17 protein-coding genes are annotated in these 21,617 nt (G+C 35.5%); 7 read left to right on the top strand and 10 right to left on the bottom strand.

The annotated features are described in order from the left end of the window. Positions 1-4: 4 nt before the first annotated feature. From AACP56_RS11500 to gcvP, 3 genes are all read right to left on the bottom strand, one after another. Positions 5-526, bottom strand: coding sequence for a methyltransferase (locus AACP56_RS11500; protein ID WP_339337592.1), 522 nt, complete (start codon positions 524-526; stop codon positions 5-7). Next, entirely contained in the window at positions 527-1,588 is a 1,062-nt protein-coding gene (locus tag AACP56_RS11495) for a 3-oxoacyl-ACP synthase III family protein (RefSeq protein ID WP_339337593.1), read from the bottom strand. It abuts the gene before it with no gap. 182 nt (positions 1,589-1,770) lie between these two features. Then, complete coding sequence (gene gcvP, locus AACP56_RS11490) at positions 1,771-4,620, bottom strand: aminomethyl-transferring glycine dehydrogenase (protein ID WP_339337594.1); 2,850 nt, start codon at positions 4,618-4,620, stop codon at positions 1,771-1,773. 125 nt (positions 4,621-4,745) lie between these two features. On the opposite strand from gcvP, the gene AACP56_RS11485 reads away from it, so the two are divergent. Next, the gene (locus AACP56_RS11485; RefSeq protein WP_339337595.1) at positions 4,746-5,567 is read left to right on the top strand and encodes a hypothetical protein; all 822 of its coding nucleotides are present in this window, start codon (positions 4,746-4,748) and stop codon (positions 5,565-5,567) included. Between the two features lie 157 nt (positions 5,568-5,724). Next, on the top strand, positions 5,725-6,591 hold the full coding sequence (locus AACP56_RS11480) for a hypothetical protein (protein WP_339337596.1): 867 nt from the start codon (positions 5,725-5,727) through the stop codon (positions 6,589-6,591). A gap of 173 nt (positions 6,592-6,764) precedes the next feature. On the opposite strand, the gene AACP56_RS11475 is transcribed toward AACP56_RS11480, so the two are convergent. Beyond that, positions 6,765-6,995 (bottom strand): hypothetical protein, encoded by a 231-nt coding sequence (locus tag AACP56_RS11475; RefSeq protein ID WP_339337597.1) that lies wholly within the window; start codon positions 6,993-6,995, stop codon positions 6,765-6,767. 3 nt (positions 6,996-6,998) lie between these two features. Next, on the bottom strand, positions 6,999-7,556 hold the full coding sequence (locus AACP56_RS11470; protein ID WP_339337598.1) for a sigma-70 family RNA polymerase sigma factor: 558 nt from the start codon (positions 7,554-7,556) through the stop codon (positions 6,999-7,001). A gap of 288 nt (positions 7,557-7,844) precedes the next feature. Between AACP56_RS11470 and AACP56_RS11465 the strand changes: the two genes are divergently transcribed. Then, entirely contained in the window at positions 7,845-10,412 is a 2,568-nt protein-coding gene (locus AACP56_RS11465) for a toxin-antitoxin system YwqK family antitoxin (protein ID WP_339337599.1), read from the top strand. An 8-nt stretch (positions 10,413-10,420) separates the two neighbouring features. Here AACP56_RS11465 and AACP56_RS11460 read toward each other — a convergent pair whose 3' ends face one another. The 5 genes from AACP56_RS11460 to AACP56_RS11440 all read right to left on the bottom strand — a co-directional run bounded on the left by AACP56_RS11460 (position 10,421) and on the right by AACP56_RS11440 (position 15,834). Then, on the bottom strand, positions 10,421-12,445 hold the full coding sequence (locus tag AACP56_RS11460) for a M3 family metallopeptidase (protein ID WP_339337600.1): 2,025 nt from the start codon (positions 12,443-12,445) through the stop codon (positions 10,421-10,423). Positions 12,446-12,452: 7 nt separating this feature from the next. Next, a complete protein-coding gene (gene purE, locus AACP56_RS11455) occupies positions 12,453-12,941 on the bottom strand; it encodes a 5-(carboxyamino)imidazole ribonucleotide mutase (RefSeq protein ID WP_339337601.1) in 489 nt (162 codons plus the stop codon). A gap of 13 nt (positions 12,942-12,954) precedes the next feature. Beyond that, on the bottom strand, positions 12,955-13,452 hold the full coding sequence (locus tag AACP56_RS11450; protein ID WP_339337602.1) for a tetratricopeptide repeat protein: 498 nt from the start codon (positions 13,450-13,452) through the stop codon (positions 12,955-12,957). Between the two features lie 161 nt (positions 13,453-13,613). After that, a complete protein-coding gene (gene rhuM / locus AACP56_RS11445; protein ID WP_339337603.1) occupies positions 13,614-14,492 on the bottom strand; it encodes a RhuM family protein in 879 nt (292 codons plus the stop codon). A gap of 184 nt (positions 14,493-14,676) precedes the next feature. Further along, the gene (locus AACP56_RS11440; protein ID WP_339337604.1) at positions 14,677-15,834 is read right to left on the bottom strand and encodes a 5-(carboxyamino)imidazole ribonucleotide synthase; all 1,158 of its coding nucleotides are present in this window, start codon (positions 15,832-15,834) and stop codon (positions 14,677-14,679) included. A gap of 120 nt (positions 15,835-15,954) precedes the next feature. On the opposite strand from AACP56_RS11440, the gene AACP56_RS11435 reads away from it, so the two are divergent. The 4 genes from AACP56_RS11435 (at position 15,955) to AACP56_RS11420 (ending at position 21,355) form a co-directional block, all read left to right on the top strand. Further along, positions 15,955-17,061, top strand: coding sequence for an adenylate kinase (locus AACP56_RS11435; protein ID WP_339337605.1), 1,107 nt, complete (start codon positions 15,955-15,957; stop codon positions 17,059-17,061). A gap of 235 nt (positions 17,062-17,296) precedes the next feature. Next, a complete protein-coding gene (gene obgE, locus AACP56_RS11430) occupies positions 17,297-18,295 on the top strand; it encodes a GTPase ObgE (protein WP_339337606.1) in 999 nt (332 codons plus the stop codon). 59 nt (positions 18,296-18,354) lie between these two features. Further along, complete coding sequence (locus tag AACP56_RS11425) at positions 18,355-18,879, top strand: DUF4136 domain-containing protein (protein WP_339337607.1); 525 nt, start codon at positions 18,355-18,357, stop codon at positions 18,877-18,879. Positions 18,880-19,048: 169 nt separating this feature from the next. Beyond that, positions 19,049-21,355 (top strand): S9 family peptidase, encoded by a 2,307-nt coding sequence (locus tag AACP56_RS11420; RefSeq protein ID WP_339337608.1) that lies wholly within the window; start codon positions 19,049-19,051, stop codon positions 21,353-21,355. The last annotated feature ends 262 nt before the right edge of the window (positions 21,356-21,617 follow it).

The raw sequence follows: 21,617 nt of genomic DNA, 5'->3' as shown, positions 1-21,617 counted from the left end.
AAAATTACGCCCTTTCTGCGTAAACAATATAGTATCTATTGGTAAAATACCGTAGCAGGGGTCGAAATCCAATTTTCTTCGTAGGATTGGTCCATTTAGCTGAATCAACAGTTTTCCACCCAGCTTTTTCCAAAAGCCAATCAAATTGCCAATCTTCAAATTCGTGGTAATGTCTGTCCCAAGGGTCAGTCTTATTTTTATAGGCAGATGAAAACCATAGTCGCATGGGAATGCTCACTACTATTTTCTTAGCTTTTATTTCTCGTAAAACATTAAAAGGGGCAACTAGATGTTCAAAAATTTCAAAAGCAGTAACCACATCAGCCTTGGAATTGGCAACGGCTTTAAAATCCAAATCTAAATCTTCTCCTTGGGTATTTTCTACATGATAACCTTCCGCTTTCATGATTTCTGAAAACGGATTTTTAACACCTAAATCCAAAATAGATTCATTGGTGTTTATATGTTTTTTTAAGAAATCAAGAGTAATTCGGTATCGCTTGTGTGGATATTTGCCTTCGTACATTTAATATTTGTAAACAATGGCATTGATATTCATACCAGCGCCAACACTTGCAAATATAACAACATCTCCTTTTTGTACTCCATGATTTTCTACTTTCCCTTTTCGGATTCTATCAAAAAGAATAGGTACTGTAGCCACTGAGTTATTCCCCATTTCTTGAATTATCATTGGCATAACAGAATCGGGAGCCTCCTCCTTACCATAAATACGATAGAAGCGTTTGATAATGGCCTCATCCATCTTTTCATTGGCTTGGTGGATAAAGATTTTTTTTATTTCATCAATTCCTACTCCACTAGCATTTAAGCAATCTGCCATAGCTTGTGGTACATGGGTACAGGCAAATTCGTATATTTTTCTGCCGTCCATTTTAATATACCTGGTATCTGCACATCCGTCTTGATTATAGCTTTTATCAAAGTAAAGGTAGTAAGCCTCTCCATTGGCATGTGTCTGGGAACTGTGCTTTAAAATCTCGCCAGAATCTCCGTCCGCTTCTAAAATACAAGCGCCAGCGCCATCAGAATAAATCATACTATCGCGATCATGTGGATCAATAACGCGTGATAAAGTCTCTCCTCCAATAACCAAACATTTCTTTGCCATTCCGCTTTGTATAAAAGCTTTGGCCTGTATAACGCCTTCAATCCAACCTGGACATCCAAAAAGCATGTCATAGGCAACGCAAGAAGTGTTTTTTATTTTAAGTAAATGTTTTACACGGGTAGCTAGAGAGGGTAAGGTGTCTCCCTGTATTTTACCATGGGTTACATCTCCAAAATTATGCGCAAAGATGATATAGTCTAAATTTTCCTTATCAATTCCTGAATCTTCAATCGCTTTTTCTGCGGCTAAAAAACCCAGATCAGATGTCTTTAGCTCTGGTTTGGCATAACGCCTTTCAGCTATCCCAGTAATTGCTTGAAATTTTTCAATAATGGTCGAATTTGGATGTTCAAACTCGCTGCCATCAGTTCCAAGAAAACGATGATTAAGGAAATCATCATTTTTAGTGATAATCTCTGGCAAATAGCTACCAGTACCAGTAATACCTATTTTCATATATAGTTAGTAAAGTCTTATGTTTAGTGTATTGCACAAGGTAAGCAAAAACTGCTGTAGACTACTATGCATGCATAACAATAGGTACGATGGTCAACTACCTATTTAAACTATCTTACAAATAAAGAAGCCTATTCTTAACAAGAAAAAACAGGCTGAAATACTGTATAATAAGGCTTTAGCTAAACTTCCGCATATGCTTCAATGGGGGTGCAAGTACAGATTAAATTACGATCCCCAAAGGCCTCATCGGTTCGTCTTACAGTTGGCCAAAACTTGTTTTCACTCACATACGGCAACGGAAATGCTGCTTTCTGACGCGTATAAGGAAAATCCCAATTATCATTAGTTACCATTTCTAATGTATGAGGTGCATTTTTTAGAACGTTATTTGGATTTTCAATAATAGCTTCATCTATTTCCTCACGGATGGATAACATAGCCTCACAGAACCTATCAAGCTCTGCTAAGCCTTCACTCTCAGTAGGCTCTATCATAATGGTTCCCGCTACAGGAAAAGAAACCGTAGGAGCATGAAAACCATAATCCATTAAGCGTTTGGCGATATCCGTTACTTCGATTCCATTTTCTTTAAATGGTCGACAATCGATTATCATTTCATGGGCAGCGCGACCTTTTTCACCAGTATATAGAACATCATATTTACCATTTAAGCGTTCTTTTATGTAATTGGCATTAAGAATAGCAATTTTTGTAGCATCGGTCACTCCGTCTGCTCCAAGCATTTTAATATACCCGTAGGAAATTAAACAAGCCAAAGCACTTCCCCATGGAGCACCAGATATGGCTGTTATGGCTTCGTCTCCACCAGTTTCAACAACAGGATTTGATGGCAAAAAAGGTTTTAATTGTGGTGCAACACAGATCGGGCCCACTCCAGGCCCGCCGCCACCATGTGGAATTGCAAAAGTCTTGTGCAGGTTAAGGTGACATACATCCGCTCCGATAGTTGCTGGATTTGTTAATCCAACTTGGGCGTTCATATTGGCACCATCCATATAAACTTGGCCTCCGTTATCATGTATCAATTTTGTGATGTACTTAATTGAAGATTCAAAAACACCATGGGTTGAGGGATAGGTCACCATTAAGGCAGCTAAATTTTCTGAATGAAGATTTACTTTTTCCTCTAAATCGATTACATCAATATTTCCTTTTTCATCGGTTTTTGTCACAACTACTTTCATGCCTGCCATTACAGCTGAAGCGGGATTTGTGCCGTGGGCTGAAGCCGGAATAATGCAAATATTTCGATGTGCTTCTCCACGAGATTTGTGATAAGCCCTAATTGTCATCAATCCAGCATATTCACCTTGCGCACCAGAGTTGGGTTGAAGTGAAGTTGCGGCAAAACCAGTAATGACATTAAGTTGTTCTTCTAATTCATTTAGAACCAACTGATAACCTTCTGCTTGATTTAAAGGGACAAAAGGATGGATATTGCCCCAGTTGGCCCAACTTAACGGCAGCATTTCAGAAGCGGCATTTAGTTTCATAGTGCAACTGCCCAAAGAAATCATTGAGTGGTTTAATGCCAAATCTTTACGTTCTAATTTTTTAATATAACGCATCAACTCTGTTTCTGAGTGGTACAAGTTGAAGACCGGTTGTTCTAGGAATGCAGAGGTTCTGCTCAATCCGTCCGGGATAACATTTTTAAACACTTCATTGTCATTATCCTCATCAATACGCTGTGATTTACTAAAACATGAAATTAACGGTTTAATATCTTTTTCTGTAAAAGCTTCATTTAAAGACATAGAGATAGTTTCATCATCTATATAATTAAAATTGATTCCTTTTGATTCTGATATGGTACGGAGTGAATTAACAGTGCCAACTTTAACTTTTAAAGTGTCAAAATAACTGGAGTTTAGTTGTTCAAAACCTAAATCAACTAGTTTTTGGGCTACTTTTTTAGTATGGTTATGTACTTTGTTGGCTATATATTTTAAACCTTCGGGGCCGTGATAGACAGCATACATTCCAGCCATTACTGCTAACAAAACTTGTGCAGTACAAATATTTGAAGTTGCTTTATCACGTTTAATATGCTGTTCCCTTGTTTGTAATGCCATCCGTAGAGCAGGATTGCCATCTGTATCTTTGGTCATGCCAATAATACGCCCAGGGATGTTACGCTTATATTCTTCTTTAGTAGCAAAAAAAGCAGCATGTGGACCTCCATAACCTAGTGGAATTCCAAAACGCTGTGTTGTGCCAACTACAACATCCACGCCCCATTCCCCAGGAGGTGTCAAAAGAACCAAACTTAATATATCTGCTGCAACGGCGACTCTTATCTCATTTTCGTGAGCCTTTTTTACAAAATCAGCGTAGTCATAAACTTGGCCATGTTTGCCGGGATACTGTAAAATTGCTCCGTAAAAATCTTTAGAAAAATCAAACTCTTCGTGATTTCCTATTACAAGTTCAATACCTAGAGGCTTAGCGCGTGTTTGCAAAAGGCTTAAGGTCTGGGGCAGTATTTCTTCAGAAACAAAAAACTTTAATATACCTTCCTTTTTCTGTTGCCTAGAACGGACATCAAAAAGCATGGTCATAGCTTCTGCAGCGGCAGTACTTTCGTCCAATAGGGAAGCATTGGCCAATGGCATACCGGTAAGATCGCAAACCATGGTTTGGTAATTTAACAAAGCTTCTAACCTGCCTTGGGCAATTTCTGCTTGATAGGGTGTGTATGCAGTATACCAACCTGGATTCTCAAGGATATTTCTTTTAATTACTGATGGGGTTAAACTTTCATGGTACCCTAAACCGATATATGATTTAAATACTTTGTTTTTATTTGATAGGTTTTGGAGCAATGTTAAGAACTCGTTCTCGGTTAAAGCTTCAGGAAGATTTAGCTTTTCCTTTAACTGAATGTCATTAGGAATTGTTTGATTTATGAGTTCGTCCAAATCATTAACTCCAACGATTTCGAACATTTTTTGTAAATCTTTCTCTTGAACACCTATATGGCGTAAAGCAAATGTGTCTGTATTCATCTTTTATCAAATAAAGTGCACAAAATTAGGTATTAATTCTATGAAAATGAGCAATTTTAATGATCAAGAAATCAAAGTTTTTAACCACAAATTAACCTTGATGTTAGTTTGGTTAATTTTGTTTAATGCCCTTTTTAAGACGATTTTTTAATTTTTACTTAGACGCTAGTATACATGTTGCTTTAGCAGTTGTAGCATTATATTTTGTAACAGTAGAAGTATTAAAAGTTTCAACAAATTGGCAATTAGCTTTATTCCTTTTTTTTGGAACTATTGTATGTTACAATTTTATCAAATTTGGAGTTGAAGCAGAAAAGTACCTGATTGTATCAAATCCGTATCATAAATTAATACAGGGGTTTAGTTTTATTTCCTTTGCGATTGCTGCTTATTTCTTTTTTCAATTAGACGAGGACGTTTGGTTAGCTGTTTTGGGCTTAACAACAGTATCCGCCTTGTACGCTGTTCCTCTTCTGCCAAAATTAAAGAACCTAAGAAGCCTAGGCGGACTAAAAACGTTTCTGGTCGCTTTTGTATGGATGGGTAGTACAGTTTTACTTCCGGTAATAGATAACCAAATAGCGATTGTTTGGGATACCAATATATTGATGGCTCAACGCTTTCTTCTAGTACTTATTTTGCTCTTGCCTTTTGAGATTAGGGATATGAAATACGATAATCCAGAATTAAAAACCTTACCACAGAGAATAGGGGTGAACAATACAAAAGTGTTAGGGTATATCTTGATTGTATTTTATTTTTTCTCTTCTTTTTTAAAAGATGAAATCGGCCATAGATGGATTATTGAGTGTGGGATAGTTTCTTTGGTATTGATACTGGTGTTGATAAAGACAAAACAGAATCAATCTCGTTATTTTTCCTCTTTTTGGGTGGAAGCTATACCTTTAGGCTATGTGCTGATATTACACTTGCGAAACCTTTTTTAGCACTGAATGGAATTCTCGCAATGCTTTTATCAAAAAAGATGTTAGAAACAATAACATTCCTATTTTTTCTTTTTTAACTGAAATCAGGGTATCGTATCCATATAATTTAAAATACCTTGCAGAAATCATATTTTATAAATTACAAACCCAATATAAAATGAGACATTATATATTACCACTTACAATTTTAATAACCTTCGTTTTTACAACTAGTTGCAATACATCAGAAAGAGGTTTTGAAAACAAAATAAGCACTTCCGAAGAAGGATTGTCAGCTAAAAAGGTTTATGTTACTAGCGATGATAAGCAATTGAGTGAAAACGTGTTTTTCTATGGTCAAAAAATACATACGAATTTTGAAAACTTGGACGGTTTTTCTGTGGAAGATGGCACCTATTTTCCGCAAATGAGTATAGAAGTCACTACCACAGATGGAAAAAGGGTAATGTTTAATGACAACTTGTTAGATTCAAATAAAGGGTATAATGTGTTGCAGAAAGTATTGTATGGGCAGCTAATACTAGCGACACCAATGCAATCTGGAGAAAAATATATTGCAAAGCATTATATAAATGATACCAAGGGTGGTGGTGAGTTTAGTTCAGAGATGTATTTTACCATTAAACCCAATCCAAGAATTATGGTAAAAGAATCAGGTTTACAAGCGAAGGAAGTATATATATTTAATCAGAATACAAAATTGGTCATTGCGGATGGCAAAGTGGAGCCTAAAGAAAATTTACAATTCCAATTTGAAGGTTTACAGGGTTTTGAATTGGAAAATGGCTTGATTTCTCTTGGGCTATCTATAAATGTTTTTGATGCCAAAGGGAAGAAAATTGTAACTAATTCAGATGCTTTTGAAAATACTATGATTACTACCGCTCAATTAGCACAGGGTATTGGCGGCACACTGGTTTTTTCTGAGGGTTTAATAAACAATCCCGTGACTTGGGAAGTTGAAATTTGGGATAAAAATGGTAATTCACGAATAAAAGCTGGTACGGAATTGGAAGTTGATTAATCGTATTATTCTTAAACCTGAGTGTTTTTATGTTCTTATTGGAGCAAGTGGTATGGTGATAAAGAATTTATTATAAGTAGCCTATTAAGGCTAAACTATGTTTACAGGATATAAAAGGTTCAAGACACCTCTGTAAATTATATAAAGCTGTAAAATTTAGAAAGTGATAAAGATTATAGCTGCTCTTTTAAAGCTTTTTTCATCGATTCTTTATCTGAAGATTCCAATGTCTTTAGATTGGCCGAATCACAAAGCGAAGTGAATTTTGTGTTTTTTGCTGAAAACTTAGCACAACTTTTACAGTAAAGAATATGAAACCTTAATTTTAGTATTTGCCACCACGAGGCTTCTTTATACTGACTTTTATTACATATTTCTGCTGCTTTATCGCAAGATATTTTCATTTCTTAAAACCAATTTTGATTCATACATCCCATTAACGCTGTTCGCGCTCTATGGATCATCACCCAAAGGTTTGACGGATTTATGCCCAATTCATTACAAATATCTTCTGTGCCAATACCTTGAATAGTCTTCATGGTAAAAACCAAAGATTGTTTTTTGGGTAATTTTGAAAGACAATCTTGAATCGCCAATCCCAATTCTTCATTTTCAAGAGTGTCATCCCCTCCTTTACTAAATGGATCTGCAACACGTTCCTCAAGCCAATCACCTTCATTTTCATCATCAGAACTTACATAGCTCATCCGTACTTCTGCCTTACCTTTTTTAGAATTTATTTTTCGGTAATGATCAATCACTTTTCGCTTAAGAATTGCTATCAGCCAAGTACGTTCTGCTGCATCACCCTTATAATTTTTCGCTGATTTAAGACCAGCAAAAAATGTTTCTTGGACTAAGTCTTTCGCAATTTCTGAATCGCTCACTCTAGATACCGCATAGTTAAAAAGATAATCGGCGTACCTGTCGACCCATGTTTCCGGATGAAGTTCGTGTACTGGCATAATTTTCAATGGAGTTTCAAATGTACTAGATTTTAATGCAAATGAATTTGAAACTCATCACAGAATGTTCACAAAGGTTAATTTTGGGTAAGTGTTAACAAAATATACTATTGAAGGGATAAAGAAATTTCAATTCTTCCATCTATTTACTTGCATCCTATGTAAGCCCAATGGATCCCCCATATATCTTAAATTCTTTTTTATAAAAACCCCTGATTTCCGCGATGAGTTCATGTTGAACATCTAGTATTTTTGTGATTGAAAATAGTAAACATTAAATAATAATAAATGTATAGACTCGCTTCCACTAAATTATTTACTTCATTCACTGTTTTATTTTTTATCATAATGCTTGCTCCAAATATGGTAAATGCTCAACAAGACACAATTTATTATAATACCAAATGGAGATTAACTGTTAAAGACAGTGCTTCCTTTTATAGGTCTCCTATAACTAAGGTAGGAGACCTTTATAGGGTTGAAGATTATTATATATCTGGAGCCATCCAAATGCGAGCAATTTCTAAAAGTGAAGAAAAAGATTTATGGCAAGGTAAGGTTACTTGGTATAATGAAGATGGTTCAATCTATCAGCAAGGAAATTATAATGATAATAGATTAGATGGTGATTTTATAACTTATTTAGGGGATAAAAAACTTACAGCAAAGTATGAGAACGGTAGAATTAAATCTGGAGAACAGAATACTAAATCTGGTAGTTATCAGATGTACTATAAAAAGGTGGCAGATACTTCCATTACTACTTTTTACCAAACAGAAATTCAAGGAATTCGCTATGTAACTTATGCTACTCCATCTAACTATGATGTTACAACTAAATATTATGGTAATGATGGAAAATATTTGGGCAAAAGAAAAAATATAAAGGGTAAAGGTTATGACGGTATTGATGTAACGTATTATAGAAACCCTATGCGTGTAAAAGAAATACGCTATTACACCATGGGCAAGTATTTGAACAACTCATTTTACTACCCAAATGGACAAATTCGTCAAGAATTTATACAAGAACCAAGATTTATGACCACTTACTATGATATTTCAGGAAAAAAAATAGGCGAACTCACCTACCAACTTGATAATTATGGACTTAAACCTGAAAATGGGATCAACTATTTTTTCTATTACCCAAAAAATGGTGAACAAAAAAACGATATGGTTCAAATGAAATCGTATTATAAAGCTGGCCTATTAGAAAAAGCAGAAAGCCTTTATGAAAACCAAAACCTGAAGCAGTTCACATCTTATCAAAAAGGAGTAAAACAATATGTGGTGAGTTACAATGAACAAGGAGAGCAGATTGCACGAATGGATTACGATGGTTATCGACCGTTCAACGGAAAAGAAGTTCAAAAAGACAGAGAAATAATCTATAAAGAGGGGAAACTAGTTGAAGAAATCAAGTACTATCCAAAGAATAAAAATATAGCTAGTAAGAAAACCAGTCTAAAAGAGATATTTTATGACGTTGAAGGGAGTGTATTGGGCGAACTAATCTTGGAAGAAGACGATTATGGTTATACCAAACCTATGTCTGGGCTCAGGTTTTATGTTGATTATGAAGGGGATGTTTCGCAAATAGAAAAACTTGAAAATGGTCGTGTTGTCGAACGTACTAGTTTTAGAAAAAGAAAAATGAGTGAAGACAATACCAAAACCTTTAAGCGTATTGAGATCTATGGGCCTGATGGATATAAAAAAGTGAAAGAGACCGTTTTTTATAGCAATGGCAAAAAACAGAGTGAAATTAATTATAAAGAGTATAAAGAAATTTCAGGTACTTTTTATGATTACGATGGTAAGGTGATAGGTAACTATGATTATGTAAAACAAGACGGAAAGTTTTATAAGTTTTTTTATGATTCTGATCAGATTCAAGAAATTCAGACATTAAAGATTGGAAAGCAACATAAGCTTAAGCGATATGACTATGGCAAGAATGTTTCTTATGGACAAATAAACCCAGTTTTGATCGAAGATATAGATATTGACTGTTGCGCCATGTTCTATGACAGGGAAGGTAATCTTTTGGGTAAGACTATTTTCAAGAATGGTAAACCATGGGAAGGAGTTTTAATTGACTTGAACCAACGAAAAAAATTCACTCTAAAAAATGGTAAAAAGAATGGTTCCTACGAGAAGTTTGACTACAATGAAAGTATTTTAGAAGAAGGAGAATACTTAGAGAATGAAAAACAAGGGGTTTTTAAGTATTATGATTACTCAAATAACCTTAGAAAAACCGAAGTATATCAAAACGACAAATTGGATGGAGAAATAATCTTTTACGATGGTAAAGGTGCAATTCTTGGGAAAATAACTTACAAAAACGGGATGCCAATGAATGGTACACTCTTCAAAGGTATTTATGCAGAAGTGAAATCAGATCAGGAGACTTATAATAATGGAAAGTTGGTAAAGTCCTTGCGTAATGACAATAATGGGAGACGCATTACAAATTACAATGATGACAATACTATTGAAACCATAGCTTACTTTAAAGATACAGACAAGAAGAGACTTAGCTATTCAACCTTAGAGGGTTATGTACACGGAATTGTGATTAGATTCAACGAAAAAGGTGAAGAACAAAATAGAGCTGTTTTTGAAAAGGGCAAATTGGAGTCAGGTACTGTATATCTAACTTCTAACGACGGAAATTTATCGCACACTATATTTACAAAAGGAGACGATAAATTGACATTGTCCTTGGTGGCTACCACTCAAAAAGTAGTTTTCAAGGCAGAAGAAGATTTACTTTTTAATAATTTCTCTTTATACACAAAAAAGCTTGGGGTATATATTGATTACATAAGACCTGACCAATTATATTGAACAAGTATCTAGTCTTGTAACAACCCAGCTCTTTCTAAAAGAGCTTCAATTTTAGGTTCTTGGCCTCGAAAACGTTTGTAGAGAACCATTGGATTTTCAGTACCACCTTTAGAAAGCACATGCTCTTTGAATTTTTTGGCGATTTCAGAGTTAAAAATACCTTTCTCCTTAAAATAAGCAAATGCATCAGCATCCAATACTTCTGCCCATTTGTAACTATAATATCCCGAAGAGTAGCCACCCTGAAATATATGGGCAAAAGCAGTACTCATACAAGTTTCTGGTGTTTCAGGATAGAGTTGTGTGCCATCAAAAGCTTTGGTTTCAAATGCTTTTACATTTTTTATCTCTGAAGGATTCTGTCCATGCCACGCCATATCCAATTTTCCGAAGCTTACCTGTCTTAGAGTGGCCATACCTTCTTGGAAAGTGGCGGATTCTTTAATCTTTTGAACTAGTTTCATAGGAATTAATTCCCCCGTTTCATAATGTGTGGCAAAAAGCTCCAGAGCTTCTTTTTCATAACACCAGTTTTCTAAAACTTGACTTGGTAATTCCACAAAATCCCAAAAGACCGATGTGCCAGAAAGACTTGGATAAGTAGTATTGGCCAGCATACCATGTAACCCATGCCCAAACTCGTGAAATAAAGTTGTTACTTCATTAAATGTTAATAAGGAAGGTTTGGTTTTAGTAGAAGGTGTAAAATTACAAACATTGGAAACATGTGGTCTACTATCTTCTCCATTGACACGGAATTGAGATTTAAATGAAGTCATCCATGCACCACCACGCTTACCCGCTCTTGGATGGAAATCGGCATAAAAAAGAGAGATAAAGTTTTGATTTTCATCATAAACTTCAAAGGTTTTGACCTCTTCATGATATTTGTCTACATGGAATACTTCTTTAAAAGATAAGCCAAATAGCTTCTCTGCCACTTTGAAGACTCCAGAAATAACATTTTCAAGTTTAAAATAAGGTTTCAACTGTTCGTCATCTAAATCAAAAAGTTTTTTCTTTAGTTTTTCAGAATAATAAGAACCATCCCACTTTTCCAAGAGGTCTATACCATCCAATTCTTTTGCAAATTCTTCTAATTCTCTGTATTCTTTTTTTGCTGCTGGTTTCGCTTTATCTAAGAGTTCCTCTAAAAAAGAATTAACTTTTTCGGGGGTTTCAGCCATACGTTCTTCCAAAACAAAATGAGCATGGGTTTCATAACCCAAAAGATTGGCTCGCTCATGTCGAAGGTTTACAATTCTTAGTACATTTTCTTGATTGTCGAGATCATCGTCATGAAAACCTTTACTCCCAAATGCCAAGGAAAGTTTTTTACGCAGTATTCTGCTTTTGGCATATTTCATAAAAGGAATATAGCTTGGGTAATCTAGTGTGATTATCCAACCCTCTTTTTCTTTTGATTTTGCTAATTGAGCTGCAGCTTCTTTGGCACCATCTGGCAGACCGTCCACATCTGATTCCTTGGTCAAGTGCATTTGGTATTTATTAGTCTCAGCTAATATATTTTCTCCAAATTTCAATTTGAGCTTTGCTAATTCCGCATCAATTTCACGTAGGCGCTTTTTTTCAGAAGCTCCTAGATTAGCTCCATTGCGACTAAAACTCTTGTAGCGTTTGTCTAATAAGGTGAATTCTTCGACAGTTAAAACAATTTCATTGCGCTTATCATAAACTGATTTTACACGCTTGAATAAATCTTCGTTTAAAGTGATGTCATTGCTGAACTCAGAAAGTAAAGGAGAAATTTCCTGTGCTATTTTCTGAATTTCTTCATTGGTTTCAGCAGAGTTTAGATTGAAAAAGACACTGGAAACCCGGTCTAACTGATAACCTGAATAATCCAAAGCCGCAATTGTATTTTCAAAGGTTGGAGCTGCAGTATTTTTAACTATTGCATCAATTTCTTTTCGAGCATTGTCAATTGCTGATAGAAATGCAGGTTTAAAGTGCTCGTTTTTCATTTTTGAAAATGGAGCTTGGTCAAATGGTTTAAGAAGTAGGTTTTGCATATATCTGCTATTTCTTTTTTAATTCTTCTGCTTCTTTAATCACTTTTTGTTTTAGCCCTTCTTTATAAACTTCTACTTTATCCAACACACATTTATCAGATGAACCAATAATTTGCGCAGCTAAAATCCCAGCATTTTTTGCTCCGTTGAGCGCTACGGTTGCGACAGGAACACCTCCTGGCATTTGAAGAATTGAAAGTATAGAATCCCAACCATCAATGGAATTGGAGCTTTTAACAGGAACACCAATCACTGGGAGTGGTGATAAGGAAGCTACCATGCCTGGTAGATGCGCTGAGCCCCCAGCCCCGGCAATTATTACAGTATACCCATTTTTGTGTGCGTTTTTGCCAAATTCGAACAGTTTTTCTGGAGTTCTGTGTGCAGAGACAATATCAACATCAACTTGAATGTCAAATCCCTTTAAAATATCTATGGCTTCTTGCATTACGGGAAGGTCGCTCGTGCTTCCCATTACTACTGCTACTTTACTCATTTCTATTTAAGTTTTAAAGAGTCATTTTAATATTACAACGCTCTATGGATTCCATAGCAGCTTTCATAGTCTTGTCGTTCATAGTCGCCTTTGCAGCATTCTTATAATAGTTTATAGCCATATTGTACTCCTCTAGTTGTTCGTACATAATGGCGTATTCATTGTAGAGCGTATATTTATCCATTCCGGGAATATCCTTGGCTTTTTCCAACAACGACTTTAAATCATCAAACCGCCCCAATGTAGAAAGGAGAATAGCGTAATTTTTATAAACAGCGGTGTATGATGGACTATGTTCCAAAGCCAGTTTATAATTTTTTTCTGCGTTTTCGTAGTCCCTTACCTTAGTTTCAAATACCCAACCTAAATGGTTATATGCTTTTCCAAAAGTTGGGTCCTCTTTAATAATAGCCTCAAAAGCTTCAACTGCGTCCTCTATTTTGCCTGCTTTTAGGTCTTGGTCAGCCTTGTTGAATTTTTCTTCTAGGCGATAACGTTTTCCAATATTCATAAAGCTAAATTTCATATTCAAAAATAAATACTGCCTTTTTATAAATCATCACTGTTAGCAGGGATTTTCTAAACTTTAGAAACCACTTTAATTCTCTCTTTTATCTGCAGTGCAATTTTCCGTGCTCTGCACATTACTTCGGTTACTCTGCTCGTATTATTTTAATCTTTATTTCTATTCAATATACTAACAACTAATTTTTTTACAATTTCCATTTCTTCTGCATTGCTTGCAGCTATGAATAAAGTTAAACTAGCCAGAGCTTCATTACTTATAATCGTATTTCCTTCTTTATTAATCAATAAGTTATTGTATTCAAGGAACATTAAAAAACATGCAGCGGCAATTCTTTTATTACCATCTGTGAAAGCATGGTTTTTAACAATAAGATACAAAAGCGTAGCGGCCTTTTCCTCTAAGCTAGGGTAAAAGTCCTTTTTTTCAAAACCTTTTGAAATTTGTGCAATTGCACTTTTAAAACTTTGATCTTTTTCAAAACCGAAAACATCAGAATTAAATTCAGTTTTCATTTGGTCAATTAAACATTGGTATTCCGCTGGTTTTGGATAAATAGCTTCTCTTTTGGTAAGGCCTTTACCGTCTAAATTTTCATGGTCGTAATCGTCTAGTAAGGATAGTCCTTTTGAAAATTGCTTTAGATATTCAAATCCTTCTTCAGTAGCTTTTTCTTCTATTGCTCTATTGACAATTTGAATACCAGAGCGAAGGAACTTCAATTCTTTTTGGGTTTCTTCCAGACGTTTTTTATTGACTGTATATCCTTTTACCAAATGCTCTTTAAGTATGGTATTTGCCCAAATACGAAACTGAGTTCCTCTAGCTGATTTTACACGATAACCGACGGAAATGATAACATCTAGGTTGTAATGAACAACTTGCCTATTTACAGTTCTTTTTCCTTCTTTTTGAACTATCTGGAATTTCCGGACAGTTGATTTATCAGCTAATTCGCCTTCTTCGTAAATGTTTAAAATATGTTCAGAAATTGTTTTTTTGCTTTTTTCAAATAAAGCACTCATTTGCCATTGAGTTAACCAAACGGTTTCATTTAAAAGAGTCACGTCCAAAAGTGTTTCCCCGCTTTCAGTTTTGAAAAAAACAATATTTGAACTTTCTGATTCTATTTGCTGATTTTTTAAATAAATAAGCTTTATAAATTTTTAAAGTGAAGTGTTGCAAATTTTGCAATAATTCAAATTCATTCTAACTTTTGCTGATTACCTTAATAGTCTCTTTCACTCTTTGCGCAACTTCTCGTGCTCTGCCCATATCTTCATCTACAATAGTTACATGCCCCATCTTACGGAATGGCCGTGTTTGTTTTTTACCGTAGATGTGCGGAGTTACACCATCTAGCTGCAATACCTCTTCCATATTTTTATAAACGACATCGCCAATATGGTTTTCGGCTCCAACTAGATTTACCATAATGCCTGCAACTTTACTATTCGTATTTCCTAATGGGAGTCCTAATATTGCACGAATATGCTGCTCAAATTGATTGGTGTAACTGGCTTCTATACTGTAATGACCACTATTATGAGGTCTTGGGGCAACCTCATTCACCAATATCCGGTCATCTTGGGTTTGAAATAATTCTACGGCCAATAAGCCTACATGTTCTATTTTGTATGATACTCTTAGTGCAATTTCTTGTGCTTTTTGGGATACTTTATCATCAATCCTTGCAGGACATATTACATATTCAACCTGATTAGCTTCTGGATGGAATTCCATTTCAACTACGGGATAAGTTTTTACTTCTCCTTTAGAACTACGGGAAACTATTACGGCCAACTCATTTTTAAAATCAACCATTTCTTCTGCAATGCATTCTACATTGGGTAAATCCTCTAAATCCGATATTGAACGAACTACCTTTACACCTTGTCCGTCATATCCAAACTGGGCACTTTTCCAAACAAAAGGAAGTTCCAGCCCACCATTTGATATACTGTCCTCAATTTCAGAGGTATATGCAAATCGGGTAAATGGGGATGTGGGAATATCATTATCAGTATAGAAAAGCTTTTGGGTGGCCTTATTCTGAATTATTCGAAGTGCCTTGGGCTGGGGATATACTTTTACCCCCTCATCTTCCAATTTTTCAAGCGCATCCACATTTACATTTTCAATTTCAATAGTCAGCATATCTACATCTTTTCCAAAATTGTAGACGGTATCAAAATCCAATAAACTACCTAATATAAACTCATCGCATGCAATCTTACATGGTGCGTCTTTTGAAGCATCTAAAACTTTAGTGTAAATATCCCATTTTCGGGTTTCGTACAGAAGCATTTTACCCAGTTGTCCTCCACCGAGAATACCGAGTTTAAAATCCGAAGAAAAATAGTGCATGTTGAATCAACTTGGAATATCCACAAAAATACACCGAATTCCCAAAAGGGTGAAGGTTTGCAACAAAAAGCACGCTTAAAAAATACTATCTTTGCCAACTGTTAAAAAAATTAAAACGCATTGATTAAGCTACACGACAAGCTTTTTAAACCCTATTTGAGCGAAGCGGAAATTCTATCGGCCGTACAAAAAATGGCTGATGAAATAGCTAGTGATTATAAAGATGAGACACCCATATTTGTTGGGGTTTTAAATGGGTCTTTTATGTTTGTTGCGGATTTTCTAAAAGCATATCAATATCCTTGTGAAGTTTCGTTTGTAAAGTTAAGTTCTTATCAAGGGCTTACATCCACGGGCATTGTTGAGACTTTGCTAGATGTTTCTGAAGATATTGAGGGAAGAAGTGTTATCATCCTAGAAGATATTATAGATACAGGGCGCACGTTGCAGCAATTGGTGCATTTGTTTTCCAATACCAATGTAAAAGAGTATAAAATTGCCTCATTATTTTATAAGTCTGAAATCTATAACGGGGAGTACATTATCGATTATGTGGGGCTAGATATTCCTAACCGATTTATTGTTGGCTATGGACTGGATTATAATGAGTTAGGAAGAAATTTAAGAGAAGTTTACCAACTAAACCAAACCAATATGATTAACCTAGTGCTTTTTGGAAAGCCTGGTGCAGGTAAAGGGACCCAAGCTGGGTTTTTGAAAGAAAAATACAATTTGAAGCATATTTCTACCGGAGATGTATTTCGCTATAATATGAAGAATGATACCGAGCTTGGAAAGCTGGCAAAATCATATATTGACAAAGGTGATTTGGTTCCAGATGAGGTAACTATAAAAATGTTGCAAGATGAAGTAGAAAAGAATTCGGATGCTGCCGGATTCATTTTTGATGGCTTTCCTAGAACTGCCGCACAGGCAGAAGCATTGGACAATTTCTTGGAATCTAAAGATATGCAAGTAGATGCAACAATAGCTTTGGAAGCAGATGATGATATATTGGTTGCTCGTCTATTGGAAAGAGGAAAAGAAAGTGGGCGAAGTGATGATCAAGATGAAGATAAAATTAGAAATCGTTTTGAGGAGTACAACCAAAAAACGGCTCCTTTAAAAGAGTATTATTCCAAGCAGGGCAAGTTCCATTCTGTAAATGGAATTGGGGATATTACAGCTATTACTGGACGTTTGTCACAAGTAATAGATAGTCTATAAGACACTTTTTAACTAGTTTCATAATGCCAGATAAAGTAATAACACCTAAATATGCGTTTAAGGGTTGTATGGTAACTGGATGTGCAATTTTGGTATTCTTGCTGGGTTGTGTCTGTTATTTGATCTATATATTTTATTTTGATGATTCTTTGGATTTTGAGTAACGAGGGTTTCCGCTTTTGCCTATTTAATTAAATTAGATTCCCGTTTCCACGGGAATGACAAAACGTGACTAATGACTGAAGGTAATTTTGTTGATTATGTTAAAGCTTTTGTTATCTCAGGTAATGGGGGTAAGGGTTCTGTGCATTTGCATCGTGAAAAGTATATTACCAAGGGTGGTCCTGATGGAGGTGATGGTGGTCGTGGGGGCCATGTCATAATTAGAGGAAACAACAACCTTTGGACTTTGGTTACTTACAAGTTCAAAAAGCATTTTAAAGCTGGTCACGGAGAACACGGGAGTAAAAATCGTAGTACGGGTGCAGATGGACAAGATGTCTACATGGATGTTCCATTAGGTACAGTCGTAAGAGATGCAGAGACCAATGAGATTATTTTTGAAATTACTGAAAATGGGGAGGAAAAAATAATCGCAGAAGGAGGTATGGGGGGTCGTGGCAATTGGCACTTTAAAACATCTACAAATCAAACGCCACGTTATGCACAACCTGGTATTCCTGGTGAGGAGCGGAACATTATTTTAGAATTAAAAGTTTTAGCTGATGTTGGTTTGGTAGGTTTTCCAAATGCTGGAAAGTCAACTTTACTATCCGTTATCACTTCAGCTAAGCCCAAAATTGCTGACTACGAGTTTACCACTCTAAAACCTAACCTTGGGATTGTGGAATATCGTGATTTTCAAAGTTTTGTAATGGCAGATATTCCTGGTATCATAGAAGGTGCTGCTGAAGGTAAAGGTCTAGGACATTATTTTTTAAGGCATATTGAACGTAATGCAACTTTATTATTTTTAATTCCGGCAGATAGCAAAGACATTACCAAGGAATACGAAATCCTACTGGATGAGTTGAGAAGATACAATCCAGAGCTTGTTGACAAGCAGCGCATCATAGCAATCTCAAAAAGTGATATGCTAGATGATGAACTTATGGGTGAAATGAAAGCTATTTTAGATGAAGATTTAAATGTTCCCTATATGTTTATATCATCAGTTGCCCAAAAGGGGATACAAGAACTTAAGGATATGCTTTGGAAGTTGTTGAACGAATAGTTCTTTATTTTTACAAACGCAATCCAATAAATTTGTATTTTTAAGTAGATACTGCCCTAATGAGAAATCTACTTTACATACTGATTTTGTGTTGTTTAGTCGCTTGCAATGCAGTTCGGGTAGATTACGATTACGATAAAGTCACGGACTTTTCTAATTATACTACTTATAATTACTTTCAGGATATGCAATCTGGTTTAAGTCAGTTAGACGAAAAACGCTTGCTAAATGTTTTGGATTCCACCTTGCAGGCAAAAGGTTATCTACTTTCCGAAGAGCCAGAATTTTTAGTGAATATTAAAAGTGGAGTATTTCAATCTAATTCAGGGAGCAATGTAGGTGTAGGTGTAGGTGGCGGTGGTAGAAATGTTGGAGGCGGTCTGTCCATAGGAATTCCAGTTGGTAATTCAGGGCTACAGCGTGAAATTATATTTGATTTTGTTGATGTTGGAAGGAATGCACTGTTCTGGCAAGCGAATGCTCAAAGTGGTTTTCGTGATAATGCTGCACCGATAGAAAGGGAACAACAATTACGTCGTGTAGTTGCAAAAGTATTTTCTAAATATCCACCAGATTTAAAGTAGCTATTTTATCCGCTTAGAATTAGCAATTTACCGTTCGCCATATTTAAGTTTTCTTTCACCCTACTTCAAAATATCTTTAAAGAAAATATAAAGGATGTAACAATTAGAGTAAATAATAAACTCATAGAATACATTCATAAATAAACATTCATCATTTAAAACAATAAGTATGAGAACAAAGCTTACAGATTTACTTGCATCTATGGTTTTCCTTTTTGTAGGAGTTACCAGCTATGCCCAAGATATTTCTGGTTCATGGAAAGGGACGTTAGCTGTCCAAGGAACAGAAATGCCTTTAATTTTTAACGTCTCAAATAAAGACGGTGTATTAAAGTCTACTATGGATAGTCCTTCACAAGGAGCGACAGACATTCCAATGGATGAGACCACATTTGCTGATAACCAACTAACAATTGTATTTAAGCAAGCTGGTATAAAATATGTTGGCGTAGCTGATGGCGCCAATATAAATGGTACCTTTTATCAAGGTGGTATGGAATTACCACTAAGTCTTGAAAAAACCGAGAAAACTATTCCTGGCAATCCAGATTTAGTATCATCAGACGTAGAGCTTGAAAAATTGGCCAACTTAGATGAAGGAGACTATAGGTACACTGTTGAAGATTATTTTGCAAAACCCAAAGCATCAACATTTCGCTTTTCTCCAGATGGAAAATATATGTCTTATCGTGAGAAGGATGAAAATGGTAAACGTCATATTTATGTGAAGAATATTGCAACAGGAGAAGCAAAACGTGCAATAGAAGAAAAAGAAGAATTGGTGAGGGGCTATGGATGGATAAATAATGAAAGACTGGTCTATTTAATGGATAAGGGAGGTGATGAAAACTATCATGTTTATGGTGTAAATTTAGACGGAACCAATTTAAAAGACCTTACGCCTTTTAATGGTGTACAGGCGCAGTTTTCAGACCTTTTAAAAGAAGACAAAGACCATATTATCGTATTGATGAACAAAAACAATAAGCAGGTTTTTGAGCCGTTTAAGGTCAACGTAGTAACAGGTGAACTAAAGCAGTTGTACACTAACAACGACCCAGCAAACCCAATAGCGGGCTATAATTTTGACAAAGATGGAAATCTTAAGGCTTTTACTAAAATTAGAGATGGGGTAGAGCAAGATTTATATTACGAAGATGGTAATGGTGGTTTTGAAGTAATAAAAAGCTTAAGTTGGAAAGATGCCTTTGGTATTTTATCTTTTGATTATGCTACTGAAAACCTCCATGATGCCTATATGGTATCCAACTTGGAAAGCGATAAAGCAAAAATTGTTTTATATGATTTAAAAGCGGATAAAGTAATTAAAGAGGTCTTTTCTAATGATAAGTATGATGTTTCCAATATGAGCCTTTCTAGAAAGAGAGGCTATGAATTGGACTTTGTCTCTTATGAAGGTGAAAAGAATGTAATCCTCCCAGTAAGCGATTCCTATAAAAGATTACATAAAAGAATTACCGACAAATTTCCCGGAAAACAATATAGCATAGCAGATGCGACGGATGATGAAAATAATCTACTGATTTTCTTGCAAAGCGACCGCTTGTATGGCGAATACCATTCTTACGATGTTAAAAAGGATGAATTCAAATTTTTATACAATCTAATGCCACAATTAAAAGAGGAGGATATGTCCGAAATGCGTCCTATCACTTTTAAAAGCAGGGATGGATTAACCATTCATGGATACATCACATTGCCAAAAGCTGCCTTAGCTGGTGAAAAAGTTCCAGTTATCGTAAATCCACATGGTGGTCCACAAGGAATTAGAGATTCGTGGGGCTTTAATCCAGAAGCGCAATTATTTGCCAGTCGAGGATATGCTACCTTACAAGTGAACTTTAGAATCTCTGGAGGTTATGGAAGAGAATTTTTAGAATCTGGCTTTAAGCAGATCGGTAGAAAAGCAATGGATGATGTTGAAGATGGCTTAAAATATGTAATTGACAAAGGCTGGGTAGATGCTAAGAAAGCAGCTATTTATGGTGGTAGTCATGGTGGCTATGCAGTATTAAGAGGTATGACCAAGACCCCTGATCTATATGCTTGTGGAGTAGATTATGTTGGTGTATCTAACTTGTTCACCTTCATGAAAACCATTCCACCTTACTGGAAACCTTATTTAAAGATCATCAAAGAGATTTGGTATGACGAGGACATTGCAGAGGAAAAGAAGATAATGAAGGAAGTTTCACCAGTTTATCAAATAGATAAAATAAAGAAACCTCTATTTGTGGTACAAGGGGCAAACGACCCAAGGGTTAATATTGATGAGTCTGACCAAATTGTAAGTGCTCTGAGAGGAAAAGGCTATGATGTTCCTTACATGGTAAAATATGACGAAGGACACGGTTTTGCAAAAGAGGAGAATTCTATTGCACTATATAAGTCAATGATGGGCTTTTATGCAAAACATTTAGGGCAAAAGGAAATCCCAAAGCCACTTAAAAACTAGTTAACCAACCATAAACTGTTGTAAGGGAGCCTTTTGAGCTCCCTTTTTTGTTTGAATAACTATCTTTTTTCAATTCGGTAATTTTTAGCTACCGTTCGGTAAGTCCGTTTGACCGTTGGTCATAATTTACTTTCCAAAGGCCCTATTTGATTATACTTTTACTTCACAATCAAATAAAAACAACCAGAAATGATAACACTTGCAAAACTTATAATCGAAACTGTACTAGCAATTATTCTTTAATTAATAACCATAAAAACCA

This window comes from Croceitalea sp. MTPC6 (assembly GCF_036985525.1).
Taxonomy (GTDB): Bacteria; Bacteroidota; Bacteroidia; order Flavobacteriales; family Flavobacteriaceae; genus Croceitalea.
The sequence above is the reverse complement of the archived record's forward strand: the minus strand, read 5'-3'. Positions and strand labels throughout refer to the sequence as shown.

Excerpts from the sequence above, each read along its gene's own strand:
- AACP56_RS11500 (WP_339337592.1), bottom strand. The coding sequence starts at position 526 with ATGTACGAAGGCAAATATCCACACAAGCGATACCGAATTACTCTTGAT.
- AACP56_RS11495 (WP_339337593.1), bottom strand. The coding sequence starts at position 1,588 with ATGAAAATAGGTATTACTGGTACTGGTAGCTATTTGCCAGAGATTATC.
- gcvP (WP_339337594.1), bottom strand. The coding sequence starts at position 4,620 with ATGAATACAGACACATTTGCTTTACGCCATATAGGTGTTCAAGAGAAA.
- AACP56_RS11485 (WP_339337595.1), top strand. The coding sequence starts at position 4,746 with ATGCCCTTTTTAAGACGATTTTTTAATTTTTACTTAGACGCTAGTATA.
- AACP56_RS11480 (WP_339337596.1), top strand. The coding sequence starts at position 5,725 with ATGAGACATTATATATTACCACTTACAATTTTAATAACCTTCGTTTTT.
- AACP56_RS11475 (WP_339337597.1), bottom strand. The coding sequence starts at position 6,995 with ATGAAAATATCTTGCGATAAAGCAGCAGAAATATGTAATAAAAGTCAG.
- AACP56_RS11470 (WP_339337598.1), bottom strand. The coding sequence starts at position 7,556 with ATGCCAGTACACGAACTTCATCCGGAAACATGGGTCGACAGGTACGCC.
- AACP56_RS11465 (WP_339337599.1), top strand. The coding sequence starts at position 7,845 with ATGTATAGACTCGCTTCCACTAAATTATTTACTTCATTCACTGTTTTA.
- AACP56_RS11460 (WP_339337600.1), bottom strand. The coding sequence starts at position 12,445 with ATGCAAAACCTACTTCTTAAACCATTTGACCAAGCTCCATTTTCAAAA.
- purE (WP_339337601.1), bottom strand. The coding sequence starts at position 12,941 with ATGAGTAAAGTAGCAGTAGTAATGGGAAGCACGAGCGACCTTCCCGTA.
- AACP56_RS11450 (WP_339337602.1), bottom strand. The coding sequence starts at position 13,452 with ATGAATATTGGAAAACGTTATCGCCTAGAAGAAAAATTCAACAAGGCT.
- rhuM (WP_339337603.1), bottom strand. The coding sequence starts at position 14,492 with ATGAGTGCTTTATTTGAAAAAAGCAAAAAAACAATTTCTGAACATATT.
- AACP56_RS11440 (WP_339337604.1), bottom strand. The coding sequence starts at position 15,834 with ATGCACTATTTTTCTTCGGATTTTAAACTCGGTATTCTCGGTGGAGGA.
- obgE (WP_339337606.1), top strand. The coding sequence starts at position 17,297 with ATGACTGAAGGTAATTTTGTTGATTATGTTAAAGCTTTTGTTATCTCA.
- AACP56_RS11425 (WP_339337607.1), top strand. The coding sequence starts at position 18,355 with ATGAGAAATCTACTTTACATACTGATTTTGTGTTGTTTAGTCGCTTGC.
- AACP56_RS11420 (WP_339337608.1), top strand. The coding sequence starts at position 19,049 with ATGAGAACAAAGCTTACAGATTTACTTGCATCTATGGTTTTCCTTTTT.